At 66.2% G+C, this 14757-nt stretch carries 14 protein-coding genes; 6 read left to right on the top strand and 8 right to left on the bottom strand.

The window, feature by feature from the left end; translation table 11 throughout:
* The first annotated feature begins 16 nt into the window (after nt 1–16).
* The 3 genes from XI08_RS20895 to XI08_RS20885 all read left to right on the top strand — a co-directional run bounded on the left by XI08_RS20895 (nt 17) and on the right by XI08_RS20885 (nt 2246).
* Entirely contained in the window at nt 17–421 is a 405-nt protein-coding gene (locus tag XI08_RS20895; protein WP_027549224.1) for a DUF4260 domain-containing protein, read from the top strand.
* A gap of 164 nt (nt 422–585) precedes the next feature.
* Nucleotides 586–1182 carry a hypothetical protein gene (locus XI08_RS20890; protein ID WP_271575782.1) on the top strand — a complete coding sequence of 199 codons (597 nt, stop codon included), beginning with the start codon at nt 586–588 and terminating at the stop codon, nt 1180–1182.
* Nucleotides 1183–1253: 71 nt separating this feature from the next.
* The gene (locus XI08_RS20885) at nt 1254–2246 is read left to right on the top strand and encodes a dienelactone hydrolase family protein (RefSeq protein ID WP_271575781.1); all 993 of its coding nucleotides are present in this window, start codon (nt 1254–1256) and stop codon (nt 2244–2246) included.
* A 332-nt stretch (nt 2247–2578) separates the two neighbouring features.
* Here XI08_RS20885 and blaOXA read toward each other — a convergent pair whose 3' ends face one another.
* The 4 genes from blaOXA to XI08_RS20865 form a co-directional block, all read right to left on the bottom strand.
* A complete protein-coding gene (gene blaOXA, locus XI08_RS20880) occupies nt 2579–3397 on the bottom strand; it encodes a class D beta-lactamase (RefSeq protein WP_092192712.1) in 819 nt (272 codons plus the stop codon).
* A 68-nt stretch (nt 3398–3465) separates the two neighbouring features.
* Entirely contained in the window at nt 3466–3729 is a 264-nt protein-coding gene (locus XI08_RS20875; protein WP_271575780.1) for an EscU/YscU/HrcU family type III secretion system export apparatus switch protein, read from the bottom strand.
* On the bottom strand, nt 3726–5363 hold the full coding sequence (locus tag XI08_RS20870) for a flagellar hook-length control protein FliK (RefSeq protein WP_271575779.1): 1638 nt from the start codon (nt 5361–5363) through the stop codon (nt 3726–3728). The genes XI08_RS20875 and XI08_RS20870 overlap by 4 nt, the downstream gene beginning before the upstream one ends.
* A 53-nt stretch (nt 5364–5416) precedes the next feature.
* Nucleotides 5417–6211: an ATP12 family chaperone protein gene (locus XI08_RS20865; RefSeq protein ID WP_271575778.1), complete on the bottom strand. Its 795-nt coding sequence runs from the start codon at nt 6209–6211 to the stop codon at nt 5417–5419.
* A 75-nt stretch (nt 6212–6286) separates the two neighbouring features.
* On the opposite strand from XI08_RS20865, the gene XI08_RS20860 reads away from it, so the two are divergent.
* Nucleotides 6287–6733 carry a hypothetical protein gene (locus tag XI08_RS20860; RefSeq protein WP_271575777.1) on the top strand — a complete coding sequence of 149 codons (447 nt, stop codon included), beginning with the start codon at nt 6287–6289 and terminating at the stop codon, nt 6731–6733.
* A 185-nt stretch (nt 6734–6918) separates the two neighbouring features.
* Here the strand turns inward: XI08_RS20860 and XI08_RS20855 are convergent, their stop codons facing one another.
* From XI08_RS20855 to XI08_RS20845, 3 genes are read right to left on the bottom strand one after another with little or no spacing between them, the layout of a single operon-like run.
* Nucleotides 6919–8148, bottom strand: a complete 1230-nt coding sequence (locus XI08_RS20855) for an RluA family pseudouridine synthase (RefSeq protein WP_271575776.1) — start codon at nt 8146–8148, stop codon at nt 6919–6921.
* 52 nt (nt 8149–8200) lie between these two features.
* Entirely contained in the window at nt 8201–9538 is a 1338-nt protein-coding gene (locus XI08_RS20850; protein ID WP_271575775.1) for a replication-associated recombination protein A, read from the bottom strand.
* Nucleotides 9535–10941 carry a DegQ family serine endoprotease gene (locus XI08_RS20845; protein ID WP_271575774.1) on the bottom strand — a complete coding sequence of 469 codons (1407 nt, stop codon included), beginning with the start codon at nt 10939–10941 and terminating at the stop codon, nt 9535–9537. Before XI08_RS20845 ends, XI08_RS20850 begins: the two co-directional genes overlap by 4 nt.
* 313 nt (nt 10942–11254) lie before the next feature.
* Here XI08_RS20845 and XI08_RS20840 point away from each other — a divergent pair, with 313 nt between their 5' ends.
* A complete protein-coding gene (locus XI08_RS20840; protein ID WP_271575773.1) occupies nt 11255–12886 on the top strand; it encodes an OprO/OprP family phosphate-selective porin in 1632 nt (543 codons plus the stop codon).
* Between the two features lie 193 nt (nt 12887–13079).
* On the opposite strand, the gene XI08_RS20835 is transcribed toward XI08_RS20840, so the two are convergent.
* On the bottom strand, nt 13080–13463 hold the full coding sequence (locus tag XI08_RS20835; RefSeq protein ID WP_271575772.1) for a winged helix-turn-helix transcriptional regulator: 384 nt from the start codon (nt 13461–13463) through the stop codon (nt 13080–13082).
* 133 nt (nt 13464–13596) lie between these two features.
* Between XI08_RS20835 and XI08_RS20830 the strand changes: the two genes are divergently transcribed.
* Complete coding sequence (locus XI08_RS20830; protein ID WP_271575771.1) at nt 13597–14610, top strand: zinc-binding alcohol dehydrogenase family protein; 1014 nt, start codon at nt 13597–13599, stop codon at nt 14608–14610.
* The last annotated feature ends 147 nt before the right edge of the window (nt 14611–14757 follow it).

Below are 14757 nucleotides of genomic sequence, written 5' to 3'. Positions count from 1 at the left end.
TGCCTGGGAGGCGACGATGGACCAAGGAACGGCCGAGACCGGCACTGTGACGGGCGGTGTCAACATCCTGCTGCGGCTGGAGGGCCTGACCCTGTTCGCAGGGATGGTGATGCTCTACTGGGCCTGGGATGGGTCCTGGCTGGTGTTTGCCGTGCTCTTCTTCGTGCCCGACCTGAGCTTCCTGGCATACCTCTCCGACGCCAGGTTTGGCGCGCTGGTCTACAACGCCGCCCACAGCTACATGGCGCCGGTGGCGCTGCTGACGCTGGGCTTCGGCCTCGCCTCGCCGCTCACCCTGTCCATCGCCTTGATCTGGCTGGCCCATATCGGCATCGACCGGGCGCTGGGCTATGGCCTGAAATACTCGGCCGGGTTCGGCTTTACCCATCTCGGGCGGATTGGTCGGCAGAAGGACGCCTGATCCCGCGCGCGACCTGGCGGCGGGATGATCGATTTTGTCCGTGCTGGTCGGTTGACCCGGCGCGCCGATTCAGGCTTGCTTCGGGCTTACGATCAGGCGCCGAATGTTGCGTGAGCCCAGTCGGTACGGCGGCGGTCCTCACGTCTGACTGCAAGCATCACCTCATGTCCGCGACAGCCGTTCCCCTGCCGCCGAACTCGTCGTCCGAAACCGTCGACTTCCTGCGGCGCATGGCCAGCATGGTGTCGGGGCGGAACGGCCAGATGCTGCTGCGTGCCGCAAGCCTGATCGAGTCGCTGACGCAGCGGGCGATGTCGGCCGAGCGGCTCTATCACCAGCAGCATGAGGAGAACACACGCCATGTCGAGCTGCGCGAGGCCGCCGAGCTTGCCTCCGACGCCATGGTCGCCCAGATCGAGGCGCTGCGGGCGCAGCTTACCGAGGTGACGGCGGCTGCGGCGGCCGAGCGTGCGGCGTTCGATGCCGAGCGCGGCAAGCTGCTCGGCCTGATGCAGGATGCAGAGAGCCACATCGGCAAACTCAGCACCGAGCTGGAGACGCTACGCGCCTCCGTCGACAGCTTCAACGAGACCGTGGTCTCCGTGCCGATCGAGGTGCTGCGGCTGGCGCGGACGCAGTTCGACTATCTCTCCAGCGGCTTTGCCAGAAGCGGCGACGTGATCTCGCAGGCCATGAGCGAGATCGGCGGCTTTGCCATCGACCAGGCACTGACGACCAAGAAGACGGCCGACAAGGCCTGAAGCCGTCGCGCACCAAATTGACAGCGCGCGAGCCCGTTGTTCTACTGCAAAAAAATATCAGGGAGAATCCGATGCCGAGGGCATTCCGCGTCGCCGCCGCACTCATCGCGCTTTGCGCCTCAACCGCGCTCGCCAGCGCGCAATCCCTTCCCAAGGAAGTCGCCACCCGCGCCGAGATCTACCCGATCCCCTCGCTCACCCTCTCCGACCAGCAATTCCTCAGCGGCGATGCGGCCGCCGGCAAGCCGGTGACGGTCGCCGGCGAATTCCGCGTCGCGCAGGGCAGTGGAAAACTCCCCGTCGTGGTGCTGATGCACGGCTCCAGCGGCGTGGGCGCCACCACGGAAGCCTGGGTCCACGCCTTCAACGCCATGGGCATCTCGACCTTCGTGATCGACGGCTTCACCGGCCGCGGACTGACGGTGGTCGGACCGAACCAGGCCCTGCTCGGCCGGCTCAATCTGATCGTCGACATCTACCGCTCGCTCGAGATTTTGGCGAAGCATCCCCGCGTCGATCCTGACCGCATCGTGCTGATGGGCTTTTCGCGCGGCGGACAGGCAACGCTTTATGCGAGCCTCGACCGCTTCAACAAGCTCTGGAACAAGTCCGGCATCCAGTTCGCCGCCTACATCCCGTTCTATCCGGATTGCTCGACGAGCTACGTCGGCGATACCGAGGTCACGGCGCGCCCGATCCGCATCTTCCACGGCACGCCTGATGACTACAACCCCGTGAAGAGCTGCAAGGCCTTCGTCGAGCGGCTCAAGACCGCCGGGCGCGACGTGGTGCTGACCGAATACCCCGATAGCGCGCACGGCTTCGACAGTGGCCTGCTCGGCGTCGCCACCGTGGCTGTCTCAGCCAACGCGCAGACGGTGCGCAATTGCCAGATCAAGGAAGGCGACGGCGGCGTACTGATGAACGCCAGCACGCAAGCGCCCTTCACTTACAAGGACGCCTGCGTCGAGCTCAATCCCCATGTCGGCGGCAATCCCGCAACCGCCGCCGAGTCGCGCAAGGCCGTGGAGGAATTCTTGCAGGCGCTGTTCAAGCTGGGATGAAAGGCAGCCGGGCCCCTGTCGAGACGCCCGCTTTGCGGGCTCCTCACCATGAGGATCACGTGTGAGCCGACGGCAGCGCCCCATACTCCGTCATTGCGAGCGCAGCGAAGCAATCCAGAATCTTTTCCGCGGAGAGGCTCTGGATTGCTTCGCTGCGCTCGCAATGACGCGTGGCGAGAGGCGCGCTCGCAATGACGAGAGGAGCGCGGGACGCGCGTCTCGAACCATGAAGGCCCCGATCTCGCCCGCAAGTATCCTTCGAGACGCCCGCTGCGCGGGCTCCTCAGGATGAGGACGGAGGCTGGTGAGGCAGCAGATCAGCGCAGTTGCGCTCAGACCGCGCCGATCTCGGCAAGGCAGGCTTGCGTCAGCGGCATGCGCTCGCCGACGAGGCGCGGCTCGGTGCAGTCCATGTTGAGCGCGAACACGGTGTGCGCCTCGCCCTTCTCGGCCCAGCCGACCATCCAGCCCAGCGACGGCTCGCCGCGCTCGGCGCCCAGGAGGCCGGACTTGGCGCGGATGACGCTATCGCCGACCTTGGTCACCGGCAGGATGTCAGCGACGAGATCCTGGCTGCGCTTGGAAATCGGCAGCGCGCGCCGCCGCAGCCGGTCGACGAAATCGATCTGCTCGACCGGATCGATGCGCAAAGCGCCTGTGAGCCAGAACTGGTCGATGCCGCCGCCGATGTCGCGATTGCCATAGTCGAACAGATCGACGTACTTCTGCATGCGCTCCTGCCCGATCCGGCGCGCGATCTCCTGATAGACCGGCACCGCACTGACCGCGATCGCACTGCGCAGCGTGTGATCCTTGTTCCACGCCTCGATTCCGCGCTTCACGCCGTCCCAGGGGAACACGTCCTTGTCGGGATCTGTGACCACGCCGGTCTCCAGCGCGATCAGCGAGTTCGGGATCTTGAAGGTCGAGGCCGGCAGCTTGCCCTCACCCGACCGCTCCTTGTCGCTGGCGACGATCAGATAGTCCTCGACCTTGTAGCCGACGAAGGTGCCTGACGTGCCGAGATCGGTGAAGCGTTTTGCGAGGCTGTCGCGGATCTCGTTGCGCGGCGGCGCGACATGGGCGAGCGCACGCGACGGCAGGATCGCGGTTGCGGCGAGAAGGCCGAGGGTGGAACGGCGAGTGATCACGTGAATGTCCGTTGAGCGATGGAATTGGCAGCGACCATGAAGCCGCTATCATGGTGAAACGATGACAGCTACCTGGCCCGGCCCGACAGCCGCAGCACGAACACCAGCACTTCGGCGACGGCCTTGTAGAGATCGGGCGGGATCTCCTCGCCAAGCTCGACCTTGGACAGCGCTCCGGCCAGGATTTCATTCTCCTCGATCGGGATGTCGTTGGCCCTGGCGATCTCGACGATTTTTTCGCCGATCGTGCCCTTGCCCTTGGCGACGACGACCGGCGCGCCAGAGCCCTTCTCGTAATGCAGCGCGATCGCAAGCTTGGACTGGTCGCTCATGTGGCGCGATCCAGGAAGTGGCCGGCGCGGGCCGGTGCCGGCTGCGGTGGCGTGCCGTCGCGCACCACGATGTCGCCGGGCTTGAGCTCGGCCCTGGTCATCGCCTGGCTGAGCTCACCGATCCCGGCGCGGAGTTGCTGCGCGGTCGCCGGCCGCTCCGCCCACATCCGCACAAAGGTCTTGTCGCCGTTCAGCGTGATCAAGGCATGCACGGGACCGGCCGGCTCGACGTTGAGCGTGAAGCGTGCACGCCAGGCGCGTTTGGCGGGATCTGCGGATTCGTTGCCGCCGTCGCGCGAGATCTCGAACTGCGCCATGGCGGTCCCCTGCGGTGTCGCAAAGGGAATCTCGAAATTCCACTGCGGCACGGCCGGATCGACGCGGTGCCCGGAGGCATCGGTGCGATCGGGGAGCGAGGCGACCTGGAGCAAGGTCTGCCGCGCGATCGCGGCATTGGTGTCGTCGAGCAGACGGTGCACGGTCGCAGCCAGCGGCGTATCCGGCGCGAGCGACGGCGAGGCGATGGACTGCGGCGACGGCAGCGCGCCGCGGAATGGCGGTGGCGTCGCGCGCGCGGCGGCCTCGAAGATGTGGCCATCGGGCACGGCCTTGTTCGAGCCCGGTAAATTGCCGATCATGCGCGGCAGGTTTTGCGTGACCTCCTGCAAGAGGCTCGCGGCAAGGCCAGCGGACATGGTTCGCGGGCCCGCCGCCTGCGGCGTTGCGCCCGCCATGTCGGCCAGCACGGCGGCTGCGTGCGTAGCGCCGCGCGGCGTTTGCGTCGGCTGGGCGATCTCCGGATTGGGCGACGGCAATGCCGCTTGCGCGGCCTCGCCCGCCGCCTGAAGTGCGGACGCGGCGGGCTGCGGCGTGGTCGTCACGCTTGTCGGCGGCGCAGTGCCTTGCGCCGGTGCCTGCGGCGCGCCGGTCTCGAGCGCGCCTGAGGTCGCGGCCAGCGTCTGGCGCAACACCAGCAGCGCCGCTTTCAGGTCCGGCACGGCGCCTGGCGACGGCGTCGCGCCCGCGGCAAGCAAAGCCTCGAGAAACAGCCCTGACTTCTGGAAGGCGGATTCGATGTCGCCGCCGTCGAGCTGAGTATTGAGCGGCGTCTGCTGCGCCAGCACGTCCAGCACCGCCTGCTTCAATCCCGCCGGCAGATCGCTTCCGGTCACGACGGAGGCAAGATTAGCGAACAGCGGCGCCTGGCTGCCCTGCTTGCTCGCGGCCTCGGCCGAAGCCATCGTGACGGCGACCTGCTCCGATGGCGTCAAGGTGCTGCGCGCCGCGCTCGCGGACGGCGCGAGCGACGGGCTGTCGACCAGCGAAGCCGCGGCCGGCGTCAGCGTGACCTGATCGGCGGCCGCCTCGCCTGCGCCGCCCATGACGGCGAGGCGGATGGTGCCGTCGTTCTGCGACACCGCGAGCTGGAGATTTTGTCCCGGCGACAGCGCGACTTCCGACATCACGTCGAGGGAAAGATTTGCGATCGCGATCCGCACCAGATTGTCGGCGAGTACGCTGACCACTCTGGCGTCGACGACGCTGCCGGCCTGAAGCACGAGGTCAGGCGTCGCCGCATCAGCCACGGGGCTGGCAGCATTGACGGGAGTAATGGAACTGATCGGCGTCGCCATCTCAGGGGCCCAGGAGCACGGGCCACCCTAACGCCGGCGTCGTAAACCTCTCGTTAAGGACCTTCGGCCGCGGATGGCTCGACCGCCGCCAGAACTGCGACGGCAGCGTTGAAGTCCCGCGCGCGGGCGGCCCGGCGTGCCGCGGCCTCCTCGTCCACGCCCCATTGGTCGGCGTTCCAGTCCTCATCGACATGGGCGGCGGCCCAGACCTGGTCGGCCTCGCGCACGCCATGGGCCAGGGCCAGCGCCAGCAGCGCAGAGCCGGTCAGGGTCGTCACCACATGGAGCGCCGCGACCGACCAGGCATCCCCGGGCAGGGCCGCGCGGGCGGCCTGAATGGCCTCGTCCGGCTGCTTCACATGCATGACGCCCTCGGACAGGATGAAATGCGCCCCCAGCGTCTCCGCGGCCCAGAACAGCACGGGGTCCCAATGCGTGGCCTCGCGGGCCACGAGCGCCTCGGGATGGCCGGCGCGATAGAACAGCAGGTCGGACTCGAAATATTTTGCAAGATCGTCCCTGACGAGCTCGACGCGATCGACTACGCCCTCGACCACGCTGTTGGCGATTCGCGTCAGCGGCATGGTCACGGGATCGATCGTCTCGCCCTGGGCCGCCCATTCGGCGGCGACCGCGTCGGCCAGCGCGCGTGAGGGGATCACCACCTTGCGGCCGGACGGCGTGCGGGTCGGCTTGCCGTCGAGCGTGATGGCGAAGCCGCCTTCGGCCCCGGCGACGCCGGCCTCCTTGTAGAAGCGCTTGCGCTGCGGCGTGCGCGCGGACTGGCGGGCCGCCTCGCGTGGATCGCGCGGGGATTGCCCCGCAACTTCGTCGAACAATTCGCGCATCTCAGTTTTCGGCCCTACTCGCTCAGTGCTAGGCTTGTACGACAAGACCGGCGCCCGATAAAGCGAGCGGCAGGCATGAGGGAACTTGCGGGTATTGTGGCCCTGGTCGCCGGGCTTTGGCTGGCCGCGGCGGAGGCCGGCTTTCGTAGCCCGGAATCGCTGGTCCGCAACGTCTATGCCCACTACGGCCAGGGCGTGCCGGAGCTGTCAAAAGGCCTGCCGCGGGATGGCGCCACCGCCCGGCAATTCTTCGATTTCCCGCTGCGCAAGGCCTGGAGCGCGCCGAGGGCCGAGCCCTATGATTTCCTGGTGCAGAGCCCGAGCTGGAAGCTCGGCCCGGTCGCGATCGCGGTCGTGCGGAGGCAATACGACAAGACCTATGTCGCGGCGAATTTCGACAATCACGGCCGCCGGGTAACGCTGAACTTCATCCTCGTCAACGGCCCCGAAGGCTGGCTGATCACGGATGTCGAGACCCCGCACGACAGCTTGCGCATGTTTCTGGAGCAGTTTCGGAATTGAGGGGGTGTGGACGCGCTCACAACCATCGCTGTCATGCCCCGCGAAGGCGGGGCATCCGGTACGCCGCGGCGGATGTGGTGAGAGCGAGCTCTCTAACGCCGGTCTCTGGAATACTGGATCGCCCGCCTTCGCGGGCGATGACGCGAGAACGTGGCTAGTCCCGCGCCTTACTCGTTCGCGCGCCCCTACTCTTCCGGCGCGTTCTCGATCGGATCGAACCGGCTTGCATCGAGCCCGAGCAGATTCCACGACTGCTGCATGTGCGGCGGCAGCGGGGCGGTTGCGTCGATCACGCCGCCGCGCGGATGCGGAATGACGATGCGGCGCGCGAGCAGATGCAGCCGGTTTTGCAGCCCGCCCGGCAGCTGCCAGTTCTCGATGTTGAAATATTTGGGATCGCCGACGATGGGATGGCCGATATGCTCCATATGCGCGCGGAGCTGATGGGTGCGGCCCGTCACCGGCTTCAACGACACCCAGGTCAGCTTGTTGCCGGCGGTCTCGACCACGGCATAGTAGGTCACCGCGTGGCTGGCGCCCTCATCGCCGTGCTGGGCGATGCGCATGATGGTGTCGTCCTCGCTCTCTTCCTTCGCAAGGAAGGTCGAGATGCGGCCCTGCTTCGGCTTCGGCAGACCCGGCACCAGCGCCCAATAGGTTTTTCGCGCGGACCGCGAACGGAAGGCGCCGGTCAGATGCGAGGCGGCAAATCGCGTCTTGGCGATCAGCAGGCAGCCCGACGTCTCCCTGTCGATGCGGTGCACGAGGCGCGGCTTCTGGCCCTTGGCATCGCGCATCACCTCCAGCATCTGGTCGATGTGCCGCGTCATGCCCGAGCCGCCCTGCACGGCAAGTCCGGCCGGCTTGTTCAGCACGAGGACGTCGTCGTCCTCGTAGATCGTCATCTCCTTCAGCGCGGCAAGCGTCTTTTGGGCGCCTTCCGATAGCTCACCGGCGGCCTTCGGCGTGTCGAGCTTCAGCGGCGGAATGCGGACGCTCTGGCCCTCCTCCAGCCGATCCTTGCTGTCGACACGCTTGCCATCGACGCGGAGCTCGCCTTTGCGGACGACGCGCTGGATGTGGGAGAACGACAGGCCGGGAAAGCGCGCCTCGAGGAAGCGATCGACGCGCATGTTGTTCTCGTCGGCCGTCACCTTGACGGTCTGCACCTTGGTCGGCAGCAGTGCCTCGACGGGCTTGGCGGGTACAGCCCTTTCCAGCGCTGCCTTTTCCAGCGCCGCCTTGGGCGGGCGCCGCTCGGCACGCTCGGCCGCAAAACGCGGCGGCTTCGCACCCGGCTTGGCGCCAGGCCGCGGCCCCGCCTTCTTGGCGCTGCGCGCCTTGAACGGACGTGCGTCATCGCGCTCGTCACGCGAACGGGGCTTCGGGTTCATTCTCTTGATGCGACGGCTCATGGTTGCCTGCGTACCCTAAAAGCCGGCCCCCGTCACGGCGAAATGGCCGTTTCTAGCGCGAGCCGCCCCGCTCCTTCCGCAGCTTGGCCCAGTAATCCAGCCGCTTGCGGATCTCGCGCTCAAAACCGCGCTCGGGCGGGTCGTAGAAGGTCTGACGGCCCAGGGCTTCCGGAAAGTAGTCCTGGCCGGAGAAGGCGTCGGGGGCATCGTGGTCGTATTCGTAAGCTGCGCCGTAGCCTTCCGACTTCATCAGCTTGGTCGGAGAATTGAGGATGTGCTTTGGCGGCAGCAGCGAGCCGGCCTGCTTTGCGGTCTGCATGGCGGCACCGAAGGCGGTGTAGACCGCGTTCGATTTCGGCGCAGTGGCGAGATAGACCACGGCCTGCGCGATGGCGAGCTCGCCCTCGGGATGGCCGAGGAAGTCGGAGGCGTCCTTGGCGGCATTGGCGATGACGAGCGCCTGCGGATCGGCAAGGCCTATGTCCTCGACCGCCATGCGCACGACGCGGCGGGCCAGGAACAGCGGGTCCTCGCCGGCGTCCAGCATGCGCGCGAGATAATACAGCGCGGCGTCGGGATCGGAGCCGCGCACCGACTTATGCAGCGCCGAGATCAGGTTGTAATGACCGTCGGCCGACTTGTCGTAGATCGGTGCGCGGCGTTGCAGGATATCCTGCAACTGCGCGGCATTGAAAATCTCATCCGTCCGCGCCGAACGCCAAACCTCTTCGGCGAGCGTCAGCGATGCCCTTCCATCGCCGTCGGCCATTCGCACCAGCACCGCGCGTGCTTCCGCATCGAGCGGCAGCTTGCGGCCCTCGACCTCCTCGGCATGCGCAAACAGCTTTTCGATCGCCGCCGCGTCGAGCGAGCGAAACACCAGTACGCGCGCACGCGACAGAAGCGCCGCGTTGAGCTCGAAGGACGGGTTTTCGGTGGTGGCGCCGACCATCACCACCGTGCCGTCTTCCATGACAGGAAGAAACGAATCCTGCTGGGCGCGGTTGAAGCGGTGCACCTCGTCGACGAACAGGAGCGTGCCCTTGCCCATCTCGCGGCGGGCACGCGCGGCGTCGAAGGCCTTCTTCAGGTCCGCGACGCCGGAGAACACCGCTGAGATCTGCTCGAAATGCAGGTCGGTCGCATCCGCCAGCAGCCGCGCCACCGTGGTCTTGCCGGTGCCGGGCGGGCCCCAGAACACCAGCGAGCCGAGCGTGCGCGTCTCCAGCATGCGCGTCAGCGCGCCGTCGGGGCCGAGGATGTGATCCTGGCCGACGACCTCCGACAACGCGCGCGGGCGCAGCCGGTCCGGCAGCGGATGCGGAGCCTCGTGATCGAGCCCCGCCGCGGCAAAGAGAGTTGGCGTCTCCTGTGGTCGCTTCGGACTCATCCGCCCAGCGTGACGTTGATCTGCTGCCCGCCGCGCACCAGCGTGATGCGCCAGACCCGCGGCCGCTCACCCGCCGCCTTTTCGAGGTCGCCGGTCTTGCTGATCTTCTGGTTGTTGACGGCCAGGATGATGTCGCCCTTCTGGAAGCCGACATTCGCCGCGGCGCTGTCGCCGCCAAGATCGGCGATCACGACGCCTTCGGTGTCGGCGTCCAGATGCAGCTCGTCGGCAACCGCCGGCGTGATGGTCGAGACCTTGGCGCCCTGGAACGGCGAACGCGCAGTGATGACGAGCTCGTTGCGGCCGGAGTCGGGCGCGGTCTCCAGCGCGATCGCGAGCTTGAGCGGCTTGCCGCCGCGCTGCACGTCGATCTGCGCGGTGCCGCCGAGCGGACGCGTCGCGAAGCGGTAGTCGAACGCGTTGGGATCATCCACGGTCTGGCCGTCGATGCCGGTGATGAGATCGGAGGATTTCAGGCCGGCCTTCGCTGCGGGGCCGTTCGAGACCACGTTCGCGACCAAGGCACCGGTCGGCGAACGCAAGCCGAGGCTTTCGGCGATCTCGGGCGTCACCGTCTGCAATTTGGCGCCGAGCCAGGGACGCTTCACCGCCTTGCCGCCGCTCTTGGCGGAGGCGACGACGACGCGCACCATGTTGGCCGGGATCGCAAAGCCGATGCCCTGCGAGCCGCCTGAGCGCGAATAGATCGCGGTGTTGATGCCGGCAAGCTTGCCGCTCATGTCGACCAGCGCACCGCCGGAATTGCCGGGATTGATCGCCGCATCGGTCTGGATGAAGAACTGGTAGTCGGTGATGCCGACCTGCGTGCGCGCGAGCGCCGAGATGATGCCGTGAGTCACGGTCTGGCCGACGCCGAAGGGATTGCCGATCGCGAGCACGACGTCACCGACCAGCAACTCGTCCGAGTTGGTGAAGTCGAGCGTCGGGAATTTCTCCTTGGTGTCCTTCAGGCGCAGGACGGCGAGATCGGTGCGGGAATCCTTCAACAGGATCTCGGCCTCGAACTCACGCTTGTCCGACAGCGACACCTTGACCTGGTCCGCGCCCTCGATGACGTGGACGTTGGTGACGACGAGGCCCGACGAATCGACGATGACGCCGGAGCCGAGCGAGCGCTGCATCTGCTCGGGCTGCTGGCCGGGCACGCCGAAGAAGCGGCGGAAGATCGGGTCGTCGAGCAGCGGATTGCGGTTCTGCACCACCTTGGCGGCATAGACGTTGACGACGGCCGGCTGCACCCGCTGCACGATCGGCGCATAGGACAGCCGCAGCTCGGCCGGCGAGGACGGGACCCGACGGTCCTGCGCCGCAGCCGGATTGAAGTGGGCCGAAAAGACTATGCACAATGCCGTGACGACGGCGGTCCAGGTCGATCGAAACATTCCTACCTCTTGGAAAAGACGCCGGAATATAGGCGCGTTCGCCCCCCAATAGAAGGGCGCGGGATGGCAATATTCACCCCCTTCCGCCGGCTGCCGCATACACGGCCCGCGTAAGAAATGGCAATTTGCCCGGCGCTGTGGATTGGCATGATGCGCGTCATCTTGCATTGTGATGCAAGGCGGATTCGGTTGCGGCGAATTTGCATCAGTGGGAACCACGCAAACGGGGCGCGCCGTCGCGGGGCAGTCATCGATCGTTCCTAGGCTCTCCGCCTGCGACTTGGGGAAGTTCGTCAAACGATGGAGGCGTGACATGAGCAGGAGAAGAATTGCAGCCACGGCGATTGGTCTTGCCGGTGTACTTGCGGGCGCGCAGGCCCAGGCCCAATCGGCAAGCAGCAGCGAGCAGGAGATCGCGCTGCTGAAGCAGCAGCTGAAGATGCTGGAGCAGAAGCTCGACAAGCTCCAGAGCCAGACTGCCGCGAACACGGCGGCCACGGCGAAAGCCAAGGCCGAGGCGAAGGCCGAAGCCAAAGCGGAAGCGCGCTCGGAAGCGAAAGCGGTCGTGGCCAATGCCAACGCTGCAATCCCGCTCAAGGGACCAGCACCCGCCTCAGGTGTCGTCGTGACGATGCCGAACAACCGGCCGACCATCTGCACGGCCGACGGGGCGAACTGCGTCGGCATCACCGGCCGCGTGCATTGGGATGTCGGCGGCTATGATTATCGTCCCAACACCGCGGCCACCGTGCCGCAGAAGCTCGACAGCGGCGAGAACGTCCGCCGCGCGCGCATCGGCCTTGCCGGCAAATTCTTCAACGACTGGAATTTCGCGCTGATCTACGACTTCGGCGGCACCTCCGACGGCTTTGGCGGCACCGGCGCCGCCGGCGCGACCCCTGTCGGCTTCCTGCCCGGCGGAGGCACGTCCGGCATCGAGAACGCGTATATCAGCTACACGGGGCTGAAGCCGTTCGGCGGCAAGATGGCGATCGAAGCCGGCATTATGGACCTTGCCTGGACCATGGATGAATCCATGAGCTCCAACGATCTTCCTTTCATGGAAAGGGCTTCGGTCGGTGTCATCGCGCAAAACATCGCCGCCGGCGACTTCCGTTCTGCAGTCGGCGCGCGCTGGTACAACGACGTGTTCTGGGCCGGCGCGTACGTGACTGGCCCCACCACGGGTGCGATTCACTCAGCGTCCAGCGTCTCACCTCCCGGCACCAGCGAGCAATACGGCGCGACGGCCCGCGTTGCAGGCCAGATCGTGAGCGGCAACGACTACTCGGTGCATCTCGGAGGCGACGCACAGTGGCTGATTCAGCCGCCGCGCAATCTGGTCGCCAACACGCAAACACTCACGCTCAGCGATCGGCCCGAGCTGCGCATCGATCCCACGACGCTGATCTCGACCGGGGCGATTGCCAATGTCTCGGGCGCCCAGGTTTATGGTGTCGAAGCCGCCGCGACCTATGGATCGCTGTTCCTCCAGGGCGAATACTACTGGTTCAACGTCGATCGCAACGCGAACACCAGCGTGCCGTTAATCGGAGCGCCAAACCTGAAATTCCAGGGCGGCTACGCGGAAGCGGCCTACGTCTTGACCGGGGAATCGCGCAAGTACAATCCAGCGAACGCCGCCTATGGCGGCGTCAAGCCAGATCATCCGTTCTCGCTCGATGGCGGTGGCTGGGGCGCCTGGGAGATCGCCGGCCGCTATTCCACTATGGATTTGAATAATCAGCTCGCAACCGCCGCGGGCATCGCCGGCGGACGGCAGACCGTCTACACGCTGGCGCTCAACTGGTACGTCAACGGCAACGTCCGCTTCATGCTCGACTATCTGCATGGCACGGTATCGCGGCAGGCCTCGCCGATCTCGACCGCCGATGTCGGCTCGAAGTTCGACGCCGTCGCGATGCGCACGCAGTTCGCGTTCTGAGCTCTCTCGTCGTCCCGGGGCGCGCGCAAGCGCGAACCCGGGACCCATAGCCACAGGGAGTAGTTTGGCGAAGGCTCGGAGTTGCCGGCTCGCGCTATAACTCCTCCCTGGGGTTATGGGTCCCGGCCCCCCGTGCGCAATTGCGCACTAGGCCGGGACGACACCGAAAATGCAGCGCCAACTTCTCTACAATTCACGCTGCTCGCTTCGGCTTCTTGACCGGTTCCGCCTCGGGCGCCGGCGCGCAGGACAGCCGCTGCTGGTGGCTCTCGCCCCACGCCTTCAGGATATCGATCACCGGCCTGAGGCTCTCGCCGAGTTCGGAGAGGCAATACTCCACCCGAGGCGGCACTTCCGCATAGACCTTGCGGATGACGAGCTTGTCCTCCTCCAGCGCGCGAAGCTGTTTTGTCAGCATGCGCTGGGTGATGCCGGGCATCCGGCGGCGTAGCTCGCCGAAGCGCTGGGTGCCGTCCTGGAGGTGGTAGAGGATCACGCCCTTCCACTTGCCGTCGATCAGGTCCAGCGTCGCCTCGACCGAGCAGCCGGGACGCCGGGTAAAATCTCGCCGCTTCATGCGTGTTTTCCCAATAGTATCCAAACAGGGACTATATCCCCGAATTTACAGTACTTGCCAAACCGGGGCCAGCGGGACAGTTAGCAGGCCGGGCGCACATCACAAGCTGCGCGCCATCTGATGGAGACAAGCCATGAAGGCCGTCGGCTACAAGAAGTCGCTTCCGATCGAGGATCAGGACGCGTTGATCGATTTCGAGACCGCAAAACCCGAGCCCAAGGGACGCGACATCCGCGTCGCCGTGAAGGCGATCTCGGCCAATCCGGTCGACTACAAGGTGCGCAAGCGCGCCGCGCCGCCCGAGGGCGAGACGAAGATCTTGGGCTATGACGCGGCCGGCGTGGTCGATGCCGTCGGCCCCGAGGTCACGCTGTTCAAGCCGGGCGACGAGGTGTTTTACGCGGGCTCGATCCTGCGCCAGGGCACCAACGCCGAATTCCACCTGGTCGACGAGCGCATCGTCGGCAACAAGCCGAAGTCGCTCTCGTTTGCGCAAGCCGCCGCCCTCCCCCTCACCTCCATCACCGCGTGGGAGTTGCTGTTCGATCGGCTCGGCGCGGTGCCGGGCAAGAGCGTCGATCCGCGCACGCTGCTGATCACGGGCGGCGCCGGCGGCGTCGGCTCGATCCTGATCCAGCTCGCCCGCCGCCTCACCGGGCTGACGGTGCTCGCGACCGCGACACGGCCGGAGTCGCAGAAATGGTGCCTCGATCTCGGCGCGCATGCGGTGATCGACCACGGCAAGCCGATGAAGGAGCAGATCGAGAAGCTCAAGCTGCCGCCGGTGGCGCTGGTGGCGAGCCTCACCTTCACCGATCAGCACTACAAGGCGATCGCCGAGTTCATGGCGCCGCAGGGCCGGTTCGGCCTGATCGACGATCCGCCGGAGTTCGCTGTGAGCGCGTTCAAGGGCAAGGCGATCTCGGTGCACTGGGAATCGATGTTCACGCGCTCCTCGTTCCAGACGCCTGACATGATCGCGCAGCATCACTTGCTTAACGACGTCGCCGACCTCATCGACAAGGGCGTGCTGCGCACCACGCTCGACCAGACCTTCGGCACGATCAACGCGGCCAATCTCAAGCGCGCGCACGCGCTGCTCGAGAGCGGCAAGTCGCGCGGCAAGATCGTGCTGGAGGGGTGGTAATTTACGCTCGGTGCGTAGGGTGGGTTAGCGAAGCGTAACCCACCACTTCCTTTGCCGCGGTGATGAAAGAGGTGGGTTACGCCTTCGGCTAACTTTGGTGTCTCAGGAGGTTGTCCATCTGGTCTGAACCGAGGAAGCTGAGGTTGC

Source organism: Bradyrhizobium sp. CCBAU 11361, assembly GCF_028128935.1.
Taxonomy (GTDB): Bacteria; Pseudomonadota; Alphaproteobacteria; order Rhizobiales; family Xanthobacteraceae; genus Bradyrhizobium; species Bradyrhizobium niftali.
The sequence above is the reverse complement of the archived record's forward strand: the minus strand, read 5'-3'. Positions and strand labels throughout refer to the sequence as shown.

Bases quoted from the DNA above. Each gene is read 5' to 3' on its own strand.
- XI08_RS20840 (WP_271575773.1), top strand. From the start codon at position 11,255: ATGAGCAGGAGAAGAATTGCAGCCACGGCGATTGGTCTTGCCGGTGTA.
- XI08_RS20875 (WP_271575780.1), bottom strand. From the start codon at position 3,729: ATGAGCGACCAGTCCAAGCTTGCGATCGCGCTGCATTACGAGAAGGGC.
- XI08_RS20835 (WP_271575772.1), bottom strand. From the start codon at position 13,463: ATGAAGCGGCGAGATTTTACCCGGCGTCCCGGCTGCTCGGTCGAGGCG.
- XI08_RS20830 (WP_271575771.1), top strand. From the start codon at position 13,597: ATGAAGGCCGTCGGCTACAAGAAGTCGCTTCCGATCGAGGATCAGGAC.
- XI08_RS20890 (WP_271575782.1), top strand. From the start codon at position 586: ATGTCCGCGACAGCCGTTCCCCTGCCGCCGAACTCGTCGTCCGAAACC.
- XI08_RS20860 (WP_271575777.1), top strand. From the start codon at position 6,287: ATGAGGGAACTTGCGGGTATTGTGGCCCTGGTCGCCGGGCTTTGGCTG.
- XI08_RS20870 (WP_271575779.1), bottom strand. From the start codon at position 5,363: ATGGCGACGCCGATCAGTTCCATTACTCCCGTCAATGCTGCCAGCCCC.
- XI08_RS20855 (WP_271575776.1), bottom strand. From the start codon at position 8,148: ATGAGCCGTCGCATCAAGAGAATGAACCCGAAGCCCCGTTCGCGTGAC.
- XI08_RS20885 (WP_271575781.1), top strand. From the start codon at position 1,254: ATGCCGAGGGCATTCCGCGTCGCCGCCGCACTCATCGCGCTTTGCGCC.
- XI08_RS20865 (WP_271575778.1), bottom strand. From the start codon at position 6,211: ATGCGCGAATTGTTCGACGAAGTTGCGGGGCAATCCCCGCGCGATCCA.
- XI08_RS20850 (WP_271575775.1), bottom strand. From the start codon at position 9,538: ATGAGTCCGAAGCGACCACAGGAGACGCCAACTCTCTTTGCCGCGGCG.
- XI08_RS20845 (WP_271575774.1), bottom strand. From the start codon at position 10,941: ATGTTTCGATCGACCTGGACCGCCGTCGTCACGGCATTGTGCATAGTC.
- XI08_RS20895 (WP_027549224.1), top strand. From the start codon at position 17: ATGGACCAAGGAACGGCCGAGACCGGCACTGTGACGGGCGGTGTCAAC.